The organism is Vibrio sp. B1FIG11, from assembly GCF_905175335.1.
Classification (GTDB): Bacteria; Pseudomonadota; Gammaproteobacteria; order Enterobacterales; family Vibrionaceae; genus Vibrio; species Vibrio campbellii.
Genome location: NZ_HG992751.1, coordinates 3288190 through 3304071, shown reverse-complemented (window position 1 = coordinate 3304071; position 15882 = coordinate 3288190). Strand labels below are relative to the sequence as shown.

The following is a 15882-nucleotide window of genomic DNA, read 5'->3' as shown; positions in this document are numbered from 1 at the left end:
TCTAAAACTTTGCTTTTAGTTGGATATCAACCGTTTCATGAAGCTCAGAAAATACGATGACCGCTTCGCCTTTCTCTAATTGGGATTTGACCTGATCGATTTTACTCTGCAATGAAACTTCGACTGAGCCGTAGTCGGTGCCTTCACGAAGAACGAATTCGCGGATCAGGTTTTCTAGTGTCTCTGGCGCAATGTCTTGCCATGGAATGATCATAAATACCTCAAACTTTTATGATGTTTAAGCGCGCCTCTTGGGTTGTTGATGTCTGGCGCGCCTAAGTAGTTTACTGTGTTCGCGGCACGGATACAGCAGAAAGGTACTCCGCAGCGATACTTTCATAGTAAGCCGGCAGGGCTTCTTCTAACCAGAACTTCGGCTTTAATGCGCTACCTGTTAGGAAGCCTACGTGACCACCATGTTCGTAAAGTCGGTAATCGATGTTGTCTGGCAATACGAATTTCGGGATCACTTCTTCGGTCATAAAGGGATCGTCTTTGGCGTGGATGATCAAGGTTGGCAAGGTGATCTGCTGCAGCTTGCTTAAGCCTGAACATTGATCGTAATAATCTTGCGCGTCCTTAAAGCCATGCAGAGGTGCGGTGATCAAGTCATCAAACTCATACAAGCGAGTGACGCGTTTGATCGAGTTGTACGACAGGGCTAACTCTCCGTGGATCAAATCGTGCTTCTGTAACGCATTGCGCTTGAGTGAGGAGAGTAGGTAACGTCGGTAAACTTTCGAGAAGCCTTGCTCAATACGATTTGCGCATGCTGCCAAGTCCAGTGGTGCAGAGACAATGGACGCGGCACTTAAGATGGGATCGTCTTTGTACTCAGCCAAGTAGTTCGCCAACATGTTACCGCCAAGGGAAATGCCGACCGCAACTTTAGGGTTGTTAGGGAATTGCTGATTGAGCTGCTCAAGAAAGAAGCGAGCATCCGTTACTTCGCCGGAGTGATAAGCGCGGGCTTTTTTGTTTGGCTTACCGCTGCACCCACGAAAGTGCATCATCACTGACAGCCACCCCGATTTAGAGAAGGCATTCATCAAACCATTCGCATACGGGCTATAGAAGCAGCCTTCCAAGCCATGAAAGAGGACGAAGATTGGTTTGTTGTGAGCGGCTTCAGAATCTGGCTGTTGTGACCAAGCCAAATCAAGGAAGTCACCATCTGGTGTATCGAGTGTTTGCCAAACAGGCGTAAATAACGCTTTCTTGCGGATAAAGCGCGGCAATAGCGTCTGGAGATGCGGGTTCTTAATCCCGGCGGCTGCGAAAAATTGTGTCATACCTAACTGCTCTTATATGGTCCTTCAATGTTCGCCGAAGAACTTATTAATATAATTCTTTATAGCTTTAGTATAGATATTTTACTGGTTTATGACTGATTTATGGATATTGAATGTTTGGAACTGGCATGGAGAATGCCTGTTGTAAATGCTCACCACCCAACTGGCGACAGTATCTCAGCGTCAGTGGTTCGCCGTCATTCTTGACTAATTTGAGTGAGTTGACGCAGTCGACTAGGTCGGATTGTTGCTGTTTTTCGAGCTGCAATTCGAACTGTAATGCTTCGCGATAAAGCGCATCATTAACTTGTGATTTGAGGTGGCGACGAAGTTCACGGTAAGAGTGGAGCAGGGTTTCACTTCGACCAAGACAGCCTTGCACCAAGTGCCAGTCTTGCTCTTGGAAAATTACCTGCTGCTCATCGAGCCATCTGAGCAGCAGTAATAGGTTCACGTTGCCGTGATAGTTGTTTTGCAATGATAGGCACGCTTCCTTCACTTCTCGCACACCATAAAATTGCAGACTGAACTGCCAAAGGTGTTCTAGGGTGAGAGTGTATTCTGCGTGCTCGTTTGTCATTGATTAAACTCTAGTTCCATCTGCTCAAGTGTTTCTTGGGCAGACATCCATTCCATTTCTACTTCTTCAAGATCTGCTTTGCTAGAAGCTTGAAGCGCCAACACTTCGTTAAGTTTAGCTTTGTTTTCGGCTTCATACAGAGAGTTATCCGATAGCTGTTCTTCTGCTTTCGCCAGTGCTTCGCCTAACTTATCCATTTTGTTTTCCAACTGTGTCAGCGTTTTGCGAATTGGTGCGGTCTGCTTACGAAATTCTGCTTCGCGTCGCTTTTGCTCTTTTTTCGCCGCTGCACTGTTGGCGTTATCTTTCACTGGCTGAGCCGCTTGTGCTTCTTTACGCTCGGCTTTTTGTTGCTCGGTCAACCACTTGTAGTAATCGTTCAAGTCGCCGTCGAATGGTGCGACTTGGCGATCGTGCACAAGGTACAAATCATCTGTGGTTGCACGCAATAGGTAGCGGTCGTGCGAAACAATCACCATCGCACCTTCGAATGTTTGTAGTGCCATGGTCAGTGCTTGGCGCATGTCCAAATCCAAGTGGTTGGTCGGTTCATCGAGTAGCAATAGGCTCGGTTTCTGCCACACAATTAATGCCAATACCAAACGTGCTTTCTCACCACCTGAAAACGGTGCGACTTTCTCAAGCGCTTTATCACCTTGGAAACCAAAGCTACCTAGATAATCACGTAGCTGCTGCTCGGTTTGATCTGGTGCGATTTGCATCATGTGCTGCAGCGGTGTTTCTTCTGGGTGCAGTGTTTCTAGTTGGTGCTGAGCGAAGTAACCGATCTTCACGCCTTGTGAATAAGTGAGATCGCCGCCTTGCGCTTTGAGCTCACCAGACAGCAATTTGATCAAGGTTGATTTACCCGCGCCGTTTCGGCCAAGTAGACCAATGCGGCTACCCGGAACAAGGTTAAGGCGGATCTTCTCTAGGATCAGGTTATCACCGTAACCCGCCGATACTTCATCCATCATCATGATTGGGTTTGGCAGTGCAGTAGGATCGCGGAACTGGAAACTAAATGGGTTATCGAACTGCGCTGGCAGTACCTTCTCCATACGCTCCAGTGCTTTAATACGGCTTTGTGCTTGGCGCGCTTTGGATGCTTTGTAACGGAAGCGGTCGATGTAGCTTTGCATGTGCGACATCTGTTTCTGTTGCTTCTCGAACATCGCTTGTTGCAGCACCATTTTTTGTGCGCGTTGATTTTCGAATGACGAGTAGTTACCCGTGTATTCGTTCAGCTGCTGATTCTCGATGTGAATGATGCGACCAACGATCGGATCCAAGAAATCACGGTCGTGCGAGATCAGAATCAGTGTGCCAGGGTAGTTTTGTAGCCAGCGTTCTAGCCACATTACCGCGTCCAAATCCAAGTGGTTGGTTGGTTCGTCGAGTAACAGCAGATCAGAACGACACAACAACGCTTGAGCCAAGTTAAGGCGCATACGCCAACCACCCGAGAACTGAGTCAGGTTCCAGCTCATTTGCTCTTGGCTAAAGCCCAGACCATCAAGCAGTTCGGCAGCACGTGCGCGAATGCTGTAACCGCCAATGGTTTCAATTTTGCCGTGGATCTCTGCAACTAGGGTGCCGTTGTCTTTCTCTTCGGCGATCGCCAGTTGAGCTTCAAGATCGCGGAACTCACGATCACCATCAATCACGTATTCCAGTGCACTACGGTCGAGTGCTGGCGTTTCCTGTGCAACCCAAGCCAATTCCCAATGTTGAGGTTGGCTAAATGAGCCTGCATCAATCGACAGTTCATCTTTTAGTAGGGCAAACAGAGTTGATTTACCACAGCCGTTTTTACCAACCAGACCCACTTTGTCGCCCGGGTGAATGGTTGCAGATGCTTGGTCTAAAAGAGGTTTACCGCCACGCAGTAACTGAATATCAGAGAAGGTAATCATAGAGTTTTAATTCACTTTGCGCAGTGCGCGTTTCTTGGTCGTTGATCTCGCGGTGAATAGTAGGGGTATTGGCGGGAAAAGTCGATCTCTGCGCTTTAATTGCATTATGCTATACAAAAAAGTATAACAAACTGATAACGATAATTTTCCCTGAGAAATCAACACAAGGACGACCATTTGGCTGTTGCTACGCCCATTCCTCCGAGGGTTCTGGTTATTTATGCTCACCCAGAACCGCAAAACTCCATTGCCAACCAAGTGATGATTAAAAAAATCGAATCACTGGGTCATGTCACCGTGCACGATCTTTATGGCGCGTACCCTGATTTCTTTATTGATGTGAACTACGAACACGAGCTGCTGATGTCGCATGATGTGATCGTTTTTCATCATCCTCTCTATATGTATTCCTGTCCTGCACTGTTGAAAGAATGGATGGATCGTGTGTTGGGCAAAGGTTTTGCGTTCGGTGATGGTAGCGCATTAGCGGGTAAGTACTGGCGTAGTGTGATCACTACTGGCGGTAAAGAGGATGCGTTCAGCCCGATGGGTTACAACAAATACCCACTTGAGCAAATTCTACAACCGTTTGAACTGACTGCTGCTTTATGTCAGATGCATTGGATTGAGCCTTTAGTGCTGTACTGGTCGCGCAATGTATCGGACATCGAACGTTATCAGCATGCTGAACAATATCGTCAATGGCTGAACAACCCCCTGAGAGAGTGGGATGAGCAAGGAGGTTACCATGGCGATAACCAGTGAGTTTCTTCAAAGTAGTGTGGTATTCCTTTCTGCTGCCGTTATTGCGGTGCCGATTGCCCAGCGGCTGGGTCTGGGGTCCGTGCTTGGTTACCTGATTGCAGGCGTTCTAATTGGTCCTTGGGGGCTGGGATTAATCAGTGATGTGGACGCGATTCTCCACTTCGCCGAACTCGGGGTGGTGTTGCTGCTGTTCTTAATTGGTTTGGAACTGAACCCCAAAAAGTTATGGCAGATGCGCGGACCAATCCTCGGTCTGGGTGGTGCCCAAGTTATTGTTACCACGGCGGTGATAGGCAGCATCGTCAGCCTGTTTGGATTGAGCATGCAAGTGAGCTTAGTGATCGGTATGGGCTTGGCACTCTCGTCCACCGCGATTGCACTAAAAGTGATCGAAGAACAGGGGCAAGCTGGCACGGAAACCGGACAATCGGGTTTTGCGGTGCTGCTGTTCCAAGATATTGCCGTCATCCCGATGCTCGCCATGCTGCCATTACTCGCCGGTGGTCAAAGCGGCGGTGATTGGTTAGATGCTATTTGGGTGTTAGGCAGTGTGGTTGCGTTATTAGTTGGTGGTCATTTCCTCTTACGTCCTCTGTTCCGTTTTGTGGTGATGAGTGGTGTGCGAGAACTCTTCACCGTTGCCGCCCTCCTAGTCGTACTTGGCATTTCTGTTGCGATGCAAAAGCTGGGGCTGTCGATGGCACTCGGTACTTTCTTAGCGGGTGTGTTACTGGCAGAAAGTGAATACCGTCATGAACTAGAAATCGCGATTGAACCGTTTAAAGGTCTGCTGCTTGGCTTGTTCTTTATTGCTGTGGGTATGGCAGTGAATCTTGGTTTATTAGCCTTGCAACCGTTCGCAATTATTGGTGCCGTGATTGCTCTTGTGGTGGTCAAAGGTTTGGTTCTGTATGTTTTGGCTCGCACTGCTCGAGTTCGTGCGAAGTCGCGCAGTCGTATGGCAGCGATTTTGAGCCAAGGTGGTGAGTTTGCGTTTGTGATTTTCACCGCGGCAAGCCAAGAAGGTATCTTAACCAAAGACCAAGTTGCTTTCTTGTTGGTGGTGGTGAGCTTGTCGATGGTGACCACGCCGCTGCTGCTAATGGGACAGAAAAAATGGTTTGCGCACACGCTTAACCAAGAAGAAGAGAGCGTCACGACCAATGTGGTGGATCGTCGACCACGAGTGATCATCGCAGGCTTTGGTCGTTTTGGTCAGATTGTTGGACGCCTGATGTACGCCAACAAGATCAAAGTAACGGTACTAGAAAGTGATGCGAGCCAAATCCACTTGCTGCGTAAATACGGTTATAAGGTGTTTTATGGTGATGCGACTCAGATTGATTTGTTACGTGCTGCGGGAGCGGATAAAGCAGAAGCCTTAGTGATCTGTACGGATTCACCAGATGAGGTGATGGCGATTGTCGACATTTGCCGTGCGCACTTTCCGAAGTTGAAGATCCTTGCCCGTGCTCGCAGCCGCGTAGAAGCCTACCAGTTAATGAACCACGGCGTGCAAAATTACTCGCGAGAAACCTTTTTAGGCGCATTAGATCTAGGTCGCCAAGCGCTCGTAGAATTAGGCATGCACCCGTATCAAGCAAAGCGGGCAGAAGCACATTTTCGAAAGCTAGATAATGCTATGCTCAAAGACTTGTTACCTCAGCACAATGAGGACAAAGAACTCGCTCAACGCTCGAAAGAAGCACGTAAAGAACTAGAAGAAATCTTCGGTCGTGAAATGGAAAGCGACCAACAGTCGCCAAATCATTGGAAGTAGTACCCGCGCAGCATTAGGCGGGAAAAGGAACAAAAGTGAAAGCCAAGAAACGTTTTATCGCGGGTGCAAGCTGCCCGCAATGCAGTCAGCAAGATACTCTGCGCTGGTGGATTGATAACAACATTGAGCTGGTTGAGTGTGTCGACTGCGATTATACCGAGCAGCGTAAACCGCAATCTGTAGAAAAAAATAAACACTCAGAACAAGAAATGATCGGGATTTTTAAGCCTGAGTAATTGAACTTCGTTAATTGATCCCCATAATACTATCATCTCGGTACTTAACCCCATTCTGGTTAGGTCAATTAATCTCCCTGGAGTTAGTATGAAAATTGAAAAGAACGTTGTTGCAAGCCTTGCATACAAAGTAATGTTGGAAGACGGTGTTGTTGTTGATCAATCAACTTCTGAAGCACCTCTTGATTACCTTCACGGTCACAACAACCTAATCACTGGTCTTGAGAAAGAACTAGAAGGTAAAGTGGCTGGCGACAAGTTCTCAGTAACAGTAGCTCCTGAAGATGCGTACGGCGACCACAACGATGCACTAGTGCAACGTGTTCCTGCAGACGTATTCCAAGGCGTTGACCAAATCGAAATTGGCATGCGTTTCCTAGCAGATACTGACCAAGGTCCAATCCCTGTAGAAGTAACTGAAGTAGACGGCGACGAAGTTGTTGTAGACGGCAACCACATGCTAGCTGGTCAAACACTAACTTTCGAAGTAGAAGTTATGGCTACTCGTGAAGCGACAGCTGAAGAGATCGAACACGGTCATATCCACCAAGGTGGTGGCTGCTGTGGCGGTCACGACCACGATCACGAAGGCGGCTGCTGCGGTGGCGAAGAAAAAGCTGACGACCACGAATGTTGTGGCGGCGGCGGTTGCGGTTCTCACTAATCGCACGCTCTTCACTAGATAACGCTATCTAGCAAAGCTTTAAAAAGCGCAAGTTGAGGTTTCAACTTGCGCTTTTTGTCTATCTGGGGTGTAGTGCCAATCATACAAGGAATAACAGTTGGACAAAGCGATGACGAAACCTTTCTCGATTGCCATTCATGGCGGTGCAGGCACTATCTTGCGTGAACAGATGAGTGACGAACTGCAACAATCCATCTTGGCGGATTTAGAAGCTGCGGTAAAAGCGGGGCATCAAATCCTAGCAACAGGTGATGAAGCCATAGATGCGGTCGTGGCGGCAGTGAAAGTGCTGGAAGACTCTCCTAATTTTAATGCGGGTAGAGGCTCGGTACTGACCCATAACGAGATGGTCGAAATGGATGCCTCTGTGATGGATGGTCGACATCAAGCCGCAGGGGCAGTCGCTGGGGTGCGTCATATCAGAAACCCCATTGAACTCGCTCGTGACGTGATGCGAAACAGCAACCATGTATTGTTGGTGGGCGAGGGCGCAGAGAAGTTTGCTTTTGAACAAGGTCATGAGTACACCGAGCAGGATTACTTCTTTACCGATCGCCGCTATGAGCAGTTGCTGTCTATGCGTGAGAAAGGACTGTTTGCTCTGTCGGAATCTCGTTACCCAGATGATCGTAAGCACGGTACGGTTGGTGCGGTGGCTTTGGACCAACAAGGCAACTTAGCCGCTGCCACCAGTACTGGTGGCGTGACCAACAAGAAATACGGTCGAGTGGGAGACTCCGCTCTGATTGGTTGTGGTACGGTGGCAGAGAATGGTGTCGTCGCGGTTTCCACTACGGGCGTCGGTGAGTTCTTTATTCGTAAACGTGTTGCGGAAGACGTTGCAGCACGCATGCGTTATTTGCAAGAAGACGTTCATACGGCGTGCGAACACATTATTCAGGGTGATTTAAAAGCAATGGGCGGCGAAGGTGGTTTGATTGCAATTGATGCTAAAGGTGAGCTGCACTTTGCGATGAACAGTTCTGGCATGTACCGAGCTGGCATCAATACACAAGGCGAGCTGACCGTTAAAATCTACGCAGACGAATAATTTCGTCCCGCTCATTCCTAAGCAACATTTTTAAGTTGCGAATACAACAAAGCCCAGAACACGTTCTGGGCTTATGCTATTTGAGCCTGCATTTTAATAATGCGGTGGTGGGGTTTCTTCTGACGGATCGGCTAAATTCGACGAGTCCATATTTTTCACTTTACCTACCACATATTTCATCTGATCGAGCATCTTGGTAATTTGCAGTTGTTGCTGCGACAAGGCGCCGTTCAGATCTTCAATAGTCTGTTCTTGGAACGCAAGCTGACATTCTAAGTCATTGATGCGTGCTTCCAATTGCTGAATGATTTTATCTGTCATGATCCGTTCTCTAGCTGCCAAGCTTGGGCAATGCCCGCAGAAGTGGCAGTAATTACACGTTGCTTGGAATCAAAGGCTGCATCATACACGACCGCGCGGGGAGGGCGAGTATCTTTTTTCGGCTCAACTTCAAATCCATCGACGCGTTTGCCGGTCTGGGTATCCCACACCATCACACGACCTGAAGGTGTGCCAGTTACTAACAAGCTGCCATCATCGGAGAAGCGCGCCGTCGAAAAGATTAACTGACGAGACCAACTGCTCAGTTGCGTGACTTCTTCACCCGTCTCTAAATTCCATATGATGGCTTGGTTGCCACCGTCTGAGGTCATGGCCAGTTTGCCATCTCTCTGTAAAGCGACTCTGACTACGCGTTGGTCGTGCTCAAAGGTACGCAATACCAGCCCTGTTTCGGTATCCCACAGATACGCTTTGTAGTCGTTGCCACCTGTGAGAGCGAAGCGACCGTTGGGCGAGATAGCGACAGAATTGACTTTTTCTTGGTGCGCAAGGAACTCTAGCCTACGACCAGTGACTAAGTTGACGTAAATCGCTTTACCGTTGGACAGTCCAAGTAATACCTGTTCACCGTTACTGGTGATATCAACGTCTCGAATCAGTGCGTCATCGATAGACCACAGCCCTTCAGCTTGAGTCCATCCGAGATCCCACACAGCGAAGTTCATTTGGCTTGCTGTGACTGCATAACGACCATTGTCTGAAATGCGAATATGGGAGACCACGTTGGCGGCTTGATCGAGTTCACCCAGCTTTGCGAGTTGTTTGTTTTGCTCCAAATCCCAAAGAACCAATTGGTGCTCTTTGGAGTACAGCAGCGCAAATCGACCATCTCGGCTGAGCGCAAAGCTGGTGGAACCTTGTGGTTCGAGTGACCAACGTTGAACATCACGATCGGTAAAAAAGCATCCATTTAACGTGGTGATGACAATTAAATATAGGAATAAATGAGAAATTCTTTGCATCACATCTAATAATCCGGTTTGTGTCTTAAGACATATAGCTAGTATATTGGTATAACGATTGTCTTCACTAGTCTCATAGAAGATTTGTGCACAACAACCAGTGGCTAAGCCATTATTGGGAGAATTTAATGAAATCAGTTTTAAAAGTGTCGCTACTTGCTGCAACAGTAATGCTAGCGGTAGGTTGTCAAAAAGAAGAAACAAAACCAGAAGCAGCACCTCAAGCAGAACAAGTTCAAGCAGAGACTGGTAAAGCAGTTCACTTTAAAACAGACGATGACAAAGCGGCTTACGCGATCGGTGTTTCATTTGCTAACTACCTAAGCACTAGCATTGAAAAACCAAGCGAAATTGGCATCAACCTAAACAAAGACCTAGTTCTTAAAGGTATCGAAGACGTATTTAAAGATAAAGCAGCGCTAAACGAAGAAGAAACTCGTGCCGCTCTAGAATCTCTAGACAAGCGTGTTGCAGAAACTATGCAAAAGCAAGCGGCTGAGAAAGCAGCTGAAGCGAAGAAAGCTGGTGATGACTTCCGTGCGGAATTCGAGAAGCAAGAAGGCGTAGTGAAGACAGAATCTGGTCTTCTATACAAAGTTGAAACACCGGCTGAAGGCGAGAAGCCAAAAGACACCGACACAGTTCAAGTACACTACAAAGGTACTCTGATCGACGGTACTCAATTCGACAGCTCTTACGATCGTGGCGAACCAGCAACGTTCCCACTAAACCGCGTAATCCCAGGTTGGACTGAAGGTGTTCAGCTAATGCCTGTAGGTTCTAAGTTCAAATTCGTTATCCCGCCAGAGCTAGCATACGGTGACCAAGACACACCAAGCATTCCTGCTAACTCAACGCTAGTATTCGAAGTTGAGCTACTAAAAATTGAGAACGACAACGCTGCTCAATAATTATCCTTAGCGATAACTCGATGAAAAAAGGTCCGTTTTACGGGCCTTTTTTGTTCTAGGTCACTAGTTGGTGAGTTTGCTAGGTTGCCTTTCAAATTTTCTGATAAACTTACACCAATTTGTTGATTTTTCGCTCGAAGGCTTATGACAACTACAGAAACAATAAATGCGGAAATGTTGCTCGAAATGGAATCTGTCAACGTGATGCCATTTACCGAGCACGATAAAATCATCTTGAGATCTTACGAAGCGGTCGTTGACGGCATTGCCAGTCTTATCGGTCCGTTCTGTGAGATCGTTCTTCACTCACTGGAAGACCTCAATACCTCTGCAATCAAAATCGCTAACGGTGAGAACACCGGTCGTCAGGTAGGTTCTCCTATCACTGACTTAGCACTTAAGATGCTGAAAGACATCGAAGGTTCTGAGCGTAACTTCTCACGTTCGTATTTCACCCGCGCAAAAGGCGGCGTATTAATGAAGTCGATCACCGTTGCGATTCGTAACGGCGAAAACCGCGTGATTGGTTTGCTTTGTATCAACGTCAACCTTGATGCGCCTTTCTCTCAAGTGCTGCAATCTTTCATGCCAACGCAGGAAGCGAAAGAAGCGGCGTCATCCGTTAACTTCGCAAGTGATGTTGAAGAACTCGTAGACCAAACGGTTGAGCGCACGATTGAAGAGATCAACGCCGATAAATCGGTATCGAATAACACCAAAAACCGTCAGATCGTCATGGAGCTGTACGACAAAGGTATCTTCGATATCAAAGACGCCATCAACCGCGTAGCAGATCGGCTGAACATCTCTAAGCACACCGTTTACCTATACATTCGTCAGCGTAAAACTGAGGACGAATAAGCGTGAGTGGATTAACTTACACGCTGGTCGTGAATGGTCCGGTTTACGGCAGCCAATCAGCACGCAGCGCATATCAATTCGCACAAGCGGTCATTGAACAAGGGCATACTCTGGTGAGTGTGTTCTTTTACCAAGATGGCGTCACTAATGGTACGGCTTTGAGCGTGCCTGCCAACGACGAGTTTGACCTAACCAAAGCATGGCAATCACTCGCACAGCAACACGATGTTCGTTTGGAAACCTGCGTTGCAGCAGCTTTACGTCGCGGCATCGTCAGCGAAGATGAAGCGAATCAACATGGTCTTGAGCTGAACAACCTAGCTACAGGGTTTGAGCAAGCCGGTTTGGGGAGCTTAGCCGAAGCCATGTTAACCCAAGATAGAGTGGTGCAGTTTTGAGTCAGCTAACTTACCTATTTCGTAGTGCTCCGCATGGTAGCAATGCAGGACGTGAAGGTGTGGATGCGCTGCTAGCGGCATCTGCGTACTGTGAAGACATCACTGTCCTATTTGTTGGTGATGGTGTTTACCAATTGCTGCTTGGGCAAGAGCCTAATGGCATCTTAAGCAAAGACTACGCACCAATGCTCAAGCTGTTCGACTTGTACGACATTGAGCAAGTATTTGTTTGTGCCGATTCGCTTGCCGAGCGTGGCTTGGCTCAAGCCGATTTAGTCATTGATGCAGAGGCTATAAATAGTGAGCAACTGAAAGCTAAACTGCAACAAGCGGGCAAACTGCTGTCATTCTGAGGAAACCATGTTACATATCATCAAATCCGTAGCTGCATTAGACGATGCAATGGCACTGTACAGTGAGCAAGATGATGTCTTGTTGATTGAAGATGCCGTGTACGCTGCGAACCCTCAGCATAAGGCGTTCAGCAAGGTAAAAGGCCCATCAGTGTTTGCGCTGCAAAGCGATATTGAAGCCCGTGGCATGAGCAATCGTATCAGCCCATCTATTGAAGTGGTTGGCTATACTGGCTTTGTTGAACTAACAGCAAAACAAGCCAAATCTCTGACTTGGGATTAACCCTTCTTTCCTGTCGATTGAGCTTTACGGATTAATTGTCCTAATTGAACAAAAAAGATCCGTATATTTCTTGACACACCTCTCACTGCTGCATAGAATTTTGCGTCCCTAACTGCCAACCGCTGTTAGGGATAGATTTTTCACAAAGCTTACTTTCAAGTAAATCAGGAGCTAGTTAATGGCAACTATTAACCAGTTGGTACGTAAGCCACGTGCAAAGCAAGTTGTTAAAAGCAACGTGCCTGCACTAGAAGCGTGCCCACAAAAACGTGGTGTATGTACTCGTGTTTACACTACTACACCTAAAAAACCTAACTCAGCACTTCGTAAAGTTTGTCGTGTACGTCTGACAAACGGCTTCGAAGTTACATCGTACATCGGCGGTGAAGGTCACAACCTTCAAGAGCACAGTGTTGTACTAATCCGTGGCGGTCGTGTAAAAGACCTTCCGGGTGTACGTTACCACACTGTTCGCGGTGCACTTGACTGTGCTGGCGTTAACGACCGTAAACAAGGTCGTTCTAAGTACGGTGTGAAGCGTCCTAAGTCTTAATGGATTCCGTTAAGTAAGGCCAAACACTAAATTATTTTTAATTTTTTGAAAAAACTGAAAAGTTTTGGATAAAACCTGAAGAAGACAACGGAGAAAATCCATGCCACGTCGTCGCGTCATTGGTCAGCGTAAGATCCTTCCAGATCCAAAGTTCAAATCTGAACTGCTGGCAAAATTCGTTAACATCCTAATGGTTGACGGTAAAAAATCTACTGCAGAAAAAATTGTTTACACTGCACTAGATTCTATGGCTGAAAAGTCTGGTAAAGACCACTTAGCTATTTTTGAAGAAGCTCTTGAAAATGTTCGCCCAGCGGTAGAAGTTAAATCTCGCCGTGTAGGTGGTTCAACTTACCAAGTACCTGTAGAAGTACGTCCGGTTCGCCGTAACGCACTTGCTATGCGTTGGTTGGTTGAAGCTGCGCGTAAGCGTGGTGAAAAATCTATGGCTCAACGCCTAGCTGCTGAAATGCTAGACGCGTCTGAGAACAAAGGTACTGCGGTTAAGAAACGTGAAGACGTTCACCGCATGGCTGACGCAAACAAAGCGTTCGCTCATTACCGTTGGTAATACCTTTTCAGTGCTGCAAGGTTCCTTGCAGCACTTCTTTAGTTCCTATGCCTATGCTAGGAACTATTGCTATATCTAGGGGATAGCATTTTTTAGTTATAGCAATAGTCCCTATCTCTAAGTTAAGAGGATTCAATCGTGGCTCGCAAAACTCCTATTGAGCGCTACCGTAACATCGGTATCTGTGCTCACGTAGATGCAGGTAAAACAACCACTACTGAACGTATTCTGTTCTACACTGGTCTGTCTCATAAAATCGGTGAAGTTCACGATGGCGCAGCAACCATGGACTGGATGGAGCAGGAGCAAGAACGTGGTATCACAATCACGTCTGCGGCGACTACTACCTTCTGGCGTGGTATGGAAGCACAATTCCAAGAGCACCGCGTTAACATCATCGACACTCCTGGACACGTTGACTTTACTATCGAAGTAGAGCGTTCTCTACGCGTACTTGATGGTGCAGTTGTTGTGTTCTGTGGTTCATCTGGTGTTGAACCTCAGTCTGAAACTGTATGGCGTCAAGCTGACAAGTACCACGTTCCACGTATGGTATTTGTAAACAAGATGGACCGTGCAGGCGCTGACTTCCTACGCGTTGTGGACCAAATCAAAAACCGTCTTGGTGCGAATCCTGTTCCAATCCAACTGAACGTTGGTGCGGAAGATGACTTCAAGGGTGTTATCGACCTTATCAAGATGAAGATGATCAACTGGAATGAAGCTGACCAAGGCATGTCGTTTACATACGACGAAATTCCAGCTGACATGCAAGAGCTTGCTGAAGAGTGGCGCAACAACCTAGTTGAAGCGGCAGCAGAAGCAACTGAAGAGCTAATGGACAAGTACCTTGAAGAAGGTGAACTGTCTGAAGCTGAAATCAAACAAGCTCTACGTACTCGTACACTAAACAACGAAATCGTACTGGCTACTTGTGGTAGTGCGTTCAAAAACAAAGGTGTTCAAGCAGTACTAGACGCAGTGATCGAGTTCTTGCCATCGCCAGTTGATGTTCCTGCAATTAAAGGTATCGACGAAAAAGAGAACGAAGTTGAACGTCACGCAGACGATAACGAACCGTTCTCAGCACTAGCATTCAAGATCGCGACTGACCCATTCGTGGGCACGCTAACTTTCATGCGCGTTTACTCAGGTGTTGTAAACTCAGGTGATGCTGTTTACAACTCAGTAAAAGACAAGAAAGAGCGTTTCGGTCGTATCGTTCAGATGCATGCGAACAAGCGTGAAGAAGTAAAAGAAGTTCGCGCTGGTGATATCGCAGCTGCTATCGGTCTGAAAGACGTTACAACAGGTGACACGCTATGTGACCAGAACCACAAAGTGATTCTAGAGCGCATGGAGTTCCCTGAGCCTGTAATTCAGATCGCTGTAGAACCTCGTTCTAAAGCAGACCAAGAGAAAATGGGTATCGCGCTAGGTAAACTGGCAGCGGAAGACCCATCATTCCGCGTGGAAACGGATGACGAAACAGGTCAGACTCTGATCTCTGGTATGGGTGAGCTTCACCTAGATATCATCGTTGACCGTATGAAGCGTGAATTCAGCGTTGACTGTAACGTTGGTAAACCTCAGGTTGCTTACCGTGAAACCATTCGTGGCAAAGCGGAAGTTGAAGGCAAGTTCGTTCGTCAATCTGGCGGTCGCGGTCAATACGGTCACGTATGGATCACACTTGAACCTTCAGAGCCTGGTGAAGGTTTCGTATTCGTAGACGAGATTGTGGGTGGTGTAGTTCCTAAGGAATACATCAGCTCGGTATCGAAAGGTATCGAAGAACAAATGAATAGTGGTGTTCTAGCGGGTTACCCTGTTCTAGATATTAAAGCAACACTATTTGACGGTTCTTACCACGATGTTGACTCAAGCGAGATGGCGTTCAAGATCGCTGGCTCGATGGCATTCAAGAAAGGTGCACTAGAAGCACAACCTGTGATTCTAGAACCAATGATGAATGTTGAAGTAACTACGCCGGAAGATTGGATGGGTGACGTTGTTGGTGACCTAAACCGTCGCCGCGGTATGATCGAAGGTATGGATGAAGGTGTGGCTGGTCTTAAGATCATCCGTGCTCAAGTTCCACTATCTGAGATGTTTGGTTACGCAACGGACCTACGTTCTGCAACTCAAGGCCGTGCGTCTTACTCTATGGAGTTTAACGAGTACGCTGAAGTACCGAAAAACTTCGCAGATAAAATCATTGCAGACCGTGGTTACTAATTAAAACGCTTTGAGCTGAAAAAAAGTCCAGCTTTTTTTAAAGATCAATGCGTCCAAATATTGCGCTAACAAGCGTTGGCGCATAAAATAACAATTTCTGGCGCG

19 protein-coding genes are annotated in these 15882 nt (G+C 47.2%); 13 read left to right on the top strand and 6 right to left on the bottom strand.

From position 1 onward, the window contains the following. Position 1: 1 nt before the first annotated feature. From KHO06_RS15310 to KHO06_RS15295, 4 genes are all read right to left on the bottom strand, one after another. Complete coding sequence (locus KHO06_RS15310) at positions 2 to 214, bottom strand: YheU family protein (protein ID WP_005432763.1); 213 nt, start codon at positions 212 to 214, stop codon at positions 2 to 4. 70 nt (positions 215 to 284) lie between these two features. Then, the gene (locus KHO06_RS15305; protein WP_212581838.1) at positions 285 to 1292 is read right to left on the bottom strand and encodes a hydrolase; all 1008 of its coding nucleotides are present in this window, start codon (positions 1290 to 1292) and stop codon (positions 285 to 287) included. Between the two features lie 100 nt (positions 1293 to 1392). Further along, positions 1393 to 1872, bottom strand: coding sequence for a TIGR02444 family protein (locus KHO06_RS15300; protein WP_005432772.1), 480 nt, complete (start codon positions 1870 to 1872; stop codon positions 1393 to 1395). Next, entirely contained in the window at positions 1869 to 3788 is a 1920-nt protein-coding gene (locus KHO06_RS15295; RefSeq protein WP_212581837.1) for an ABC transporter ATP-binding protein, read from the bottom strand. Before KHO06_RS15295 ends, KHO06_RS15300 begins: the two co-directional genes overlap by 4 nt. Before the next feature lie 177 nt (positions 3789 to 3965). Here KHO06_RS15295 and kefG point away from each other — a divergent pair, with 177 nt between their 5' ends. The 5 genes from kefG (at position 3966) to KHO06_RS15270 (ending at position 8305) form a co-directional block, all read left to right on the top strand. Continuing rightward, complete coding sequence (gene kefG / locus KHO06_RS15290) at positions 3966 to 4553, top strand: glutathione-regulated potassium-efflux system ancillary protein KefG (RefSeq protein WP_212581836.1); 588 nt, start codon at positions 3966 to 3968, stop codon at positions 4551 to 4553. Beyond that, positions 4537 to 6333 (top strand): glutathione-regulated potassium-efflux system protein KefB, encoded by a 1797-nt coding sequence (gene kefB, locus KHO06_RS15285; protein ID WP_212581835.1) that lies wholly within the window; start codon positions 4537 to 4539, stop codon positions 6331 to 6333. The genes kefG and kefB overlap by 17 nt, the downstream gene beginning before the upstream one ends. Before the next feature lie 35 nt (positions 6334 to 6368). Further along, entirely contained in the window at positions 6369 to 6569 is a 201-nt protein-coding gene (locus tag KHO06_RS15280) for a YheV family putative zinc ribbon protein (protein WP_005432753.1), read from the top strand. 88 nt (positions 6570 to 6657) lie between these two features. Continuing rightward, the gene (slyD, locus tag KHO06_RS15275) at positions 6658 to 7233 is read left to right on the top strand and encodes a peptidylprolyl isomerase (RefSeq protein ID WP_212581834.1); all 576 of its coding nucleotides are present in this window, start codon (positions 6658 to 6660) and stop codon (positions 7231 to 7233) included. A gap of 130 nt (positions 7234 to 7363) precedes the next feature. After that, positions 7364 to 8305 carry an isoaspartyl peptidase/L-asparaginase gene (locus tag KHO06_RS15270; protein ID WP_212581833.1) on the top strand — a complete coding sequence of 314 codons (942 nt, stop codon included), beginning with the start codon at positions 7364 to 7366 and terminating at the stop codon, positions 8303 to 8305. A 93-nt stretch (positions 8306 to 8398) separates the two neighbouring features. Here KHO06_RS15270 and KHO06_RS15265 read toward each other — a convergent pair whose 3' ends face one another. Both KHO06_RS15265 and KHO06_RS15260 read right to left on the bottom strand, forming a co-directional pair. Further along, positions 8399 to 8626 carry a SlyX family protein gene (locus KHO06_RS15265; protein ID WP_005451463.1) on the bottom strand — a complete coding sequence of 76 codons (228 nt, stop codon included), beginning with the start codon at positions 8624 to 8626 and terminating at the stop codon, positions 8399 to 8401. Next, positions 8623 to 9609 (bottom strand): PQQ-binding-like beta-propeller repeat protein, encoded by a 987-nt coding sequence (locus tag KHO06_RS15260; RefSeq protein ID WP_005451464.1) that lies wholly within the window; start codon positions 9607 to 9609, stop codon positions 8623 to 8625. Before KHO06_RS15260 ends, KHO06_RS15265 begins: the two co-directional genes overlap by 4 nt. A 128-nt stretch (positions 9610 to 9737) precedes the next feature. Between KHO06_RS15260 and fkpA the strand changes: the two genes are divergently transcribed. The 8 genes from fkpA (at position 9738) to fusA (ending at position 15777) form a co-directional block, all read left to right on the top strand. After that, positions 9738 to 10520, top strand: coding sequence for an FKBP-type peptidyl-prolyl cis-trans isomerase (gene fkpA, locus KHO06_RS15255; RefSeq protein WP_005451465.1), 783 nt, complete (start codon positions 9738 to 9740; stop codon positions 10518 to 10520). A gap of 144 nt (positions 10521 to 10664) precedes the next feature. Beyond that, positions 10665 to 11381 carry a transcriptional regulator gene (locus KHO06_RS15250; RefSeq protein ID WP_005438378.1) on the top strand — a complete coding sequence of 239 codons (717 nt, stop codon included), beginning with the start codon at positions 10665 to 10667 and terminating at the stop codon, positions 11379 to 11381. A gap of 2 nt (positions 11382 to 11383) precedes the next feature. Then, positions 11384 to 11779, top strand: coding sequence for a sulfurtransferase complex subunit TusD (gene tusD / locus KHO06_RS15245; RefSeq protein ID WP_212581832.1), 396 nt, complete (start codon positions 11384 to 11386; stop codon positions 11777 to 11779). Then, positions 11776 to 12132: a sulfurtransferase complex subunit TusC gene (gene tusC, locus KHO06_RS15240; RefSeq protein ID WP_212581831.1), complete on the top strand. Its 357-nt coding sequence runs from the start codon at positions 11776 to 11778 to the stop codon at positions 12130 to 12132. Before tusD ends, tusC begins: the two co-directional genes overlap by 4 nt. Positions 12133 to 12139: 7 nt before the next feature. Then, positions 12140 to 12415, top strand: a complete 276-nt coding sequence (gene tusB, locus KHO06_RS15235) for a sulfurtransferase complex subunit TusB (protein ID WP_010648964.1) — start codon at positions 12140 to 12142, stop codon at positions 12413 to 12415. A gap of 178 nt (positions 12416 to 12593) precedes the next feature. Continuing rightward, entirely contained in the window at positions 12594 to 12968 is a 375-nt protein-coding gene (rpsL, locus tag KHO06_RS15230) for a 30S ribosomal protein S12 (RefSeq protein WP_004399892.1), read from the top strand. Positions 12969 to 13068: 100 nt separating this feature from the next. Continuing rightward, complete coding sequence (gene rpsG / locus KHO06_RS15225; protein WP_005438390.1) at positions 13069 to 13539, top strand: 30S ribosomal protein S7; 471 nt, start codon at positions 13069 to 13071, stop codon at positions 13537 to 13539. Between the two features lie 138 nt (positions 13540 to 13677). Then, the gene (fusA, locus tag KHO06_RS15220; RefSeq protein WP_045370230.1) at positions 13678 to 15777 is read left to right on the top strand and encodes an elongation factor G; all 2100 of its coding nucleotides are present in this window, start codon (positions 13678 to 13680) and stop codon (positions 15775 to 15777) included. Positions 15778 to 15882 lie beyond the last annotated feature (105 nt).

Coding starts and splice junctions, on each gene's coding strand:
- KHO06_RS15310 (WP_005432763.1), bottom strand. CDS start 214: ATGATCATTCCATGGCAAGACATTGCGCCAGAGACACTAGAAAACCTG.
- KHO06_RS15260 (WP_005451464.1), bottom strand. CDS start 9,609: ATGCAAAGAATTTCTCATTTATTCCTATATTTAATTGTCATCACCACG.
- KHO06_RS15265 (WP_005451463.1), bottom strand. CDS start 8,626: ATGACAGATAAAATCATTCAGCAATTGGAAGCACGCATCAATGACTTA.
- KHO06_RS15250 (WP_005438378.1), top strand. CDS start 10,665: ATGACAACTACAGAAACAATAAATGCGGAAATGTTGCTCGAAATGGAA.
- rpsL (WP_004399892.1), top strand. CDS start 12,594: ATGGCAACTATTAACCAGTTGGTACGTAAGCCACGTGCAAAGCAAGTT.
- fkpA (WP_005451465.1), top strand. CDS start 9,738: ATGAAATCAGTTTTAAAAGTGTCGCTACTTGCTGCAACAGTAATGCTA.
- KHO06_RS15295 (WP_212581837.1), bottom strand. CDS start 3,788: ATGATTACCTTCTCTGATATTCAGTTACTGCGTGGCGGTAAACCTCTT.
- rpsG (WP_005438390.1), top strand. CDS start 13,069: ATGCCACGTCGTCGCGTCATTGGTCAGCGTAAGATCCTTCCAGATCCA.
- KHO06_RS15305 (WP_212581838.1), bottom strand. CDS start 1,292: ATGACACAATTTTTCGCAGCCGCCGGGATTAAGAACCCGCATCTCCAG.
- tusB (WP_010648964.1), top strand. CDS start 12,140: ATGTTACATATCATCAAATCCGTAGCTGCATTAGACGATGCAATGGCA.
- kefB (WP_212581835.1), top strand. CDS start 4,537: ATGGCGATAACCAGTGAGTTTCTTCAAAGTAGTGTGGTATTCCTTTCT.
- KHO06_RS15300 (WP_005432772.1), bottom strand. CDS start 1,872: ATGACAAACGAGCACGCAGAATACACTCTCACCCTAGAACACCTTTGG.
- slyD (WP_212581834.1), top strand. CDS start 6,658: ATGAAAATTGAAAAGAACGTTGTTGCAAGCCTTGCATACAAAGTAATG.
- KHO06_RS15270 (WP_212581833.1), top strand. CDS start 7,364: ATGACGAAACCTTTCTCGATTGCCATTCATGGCGGTGCAGGCACTATC.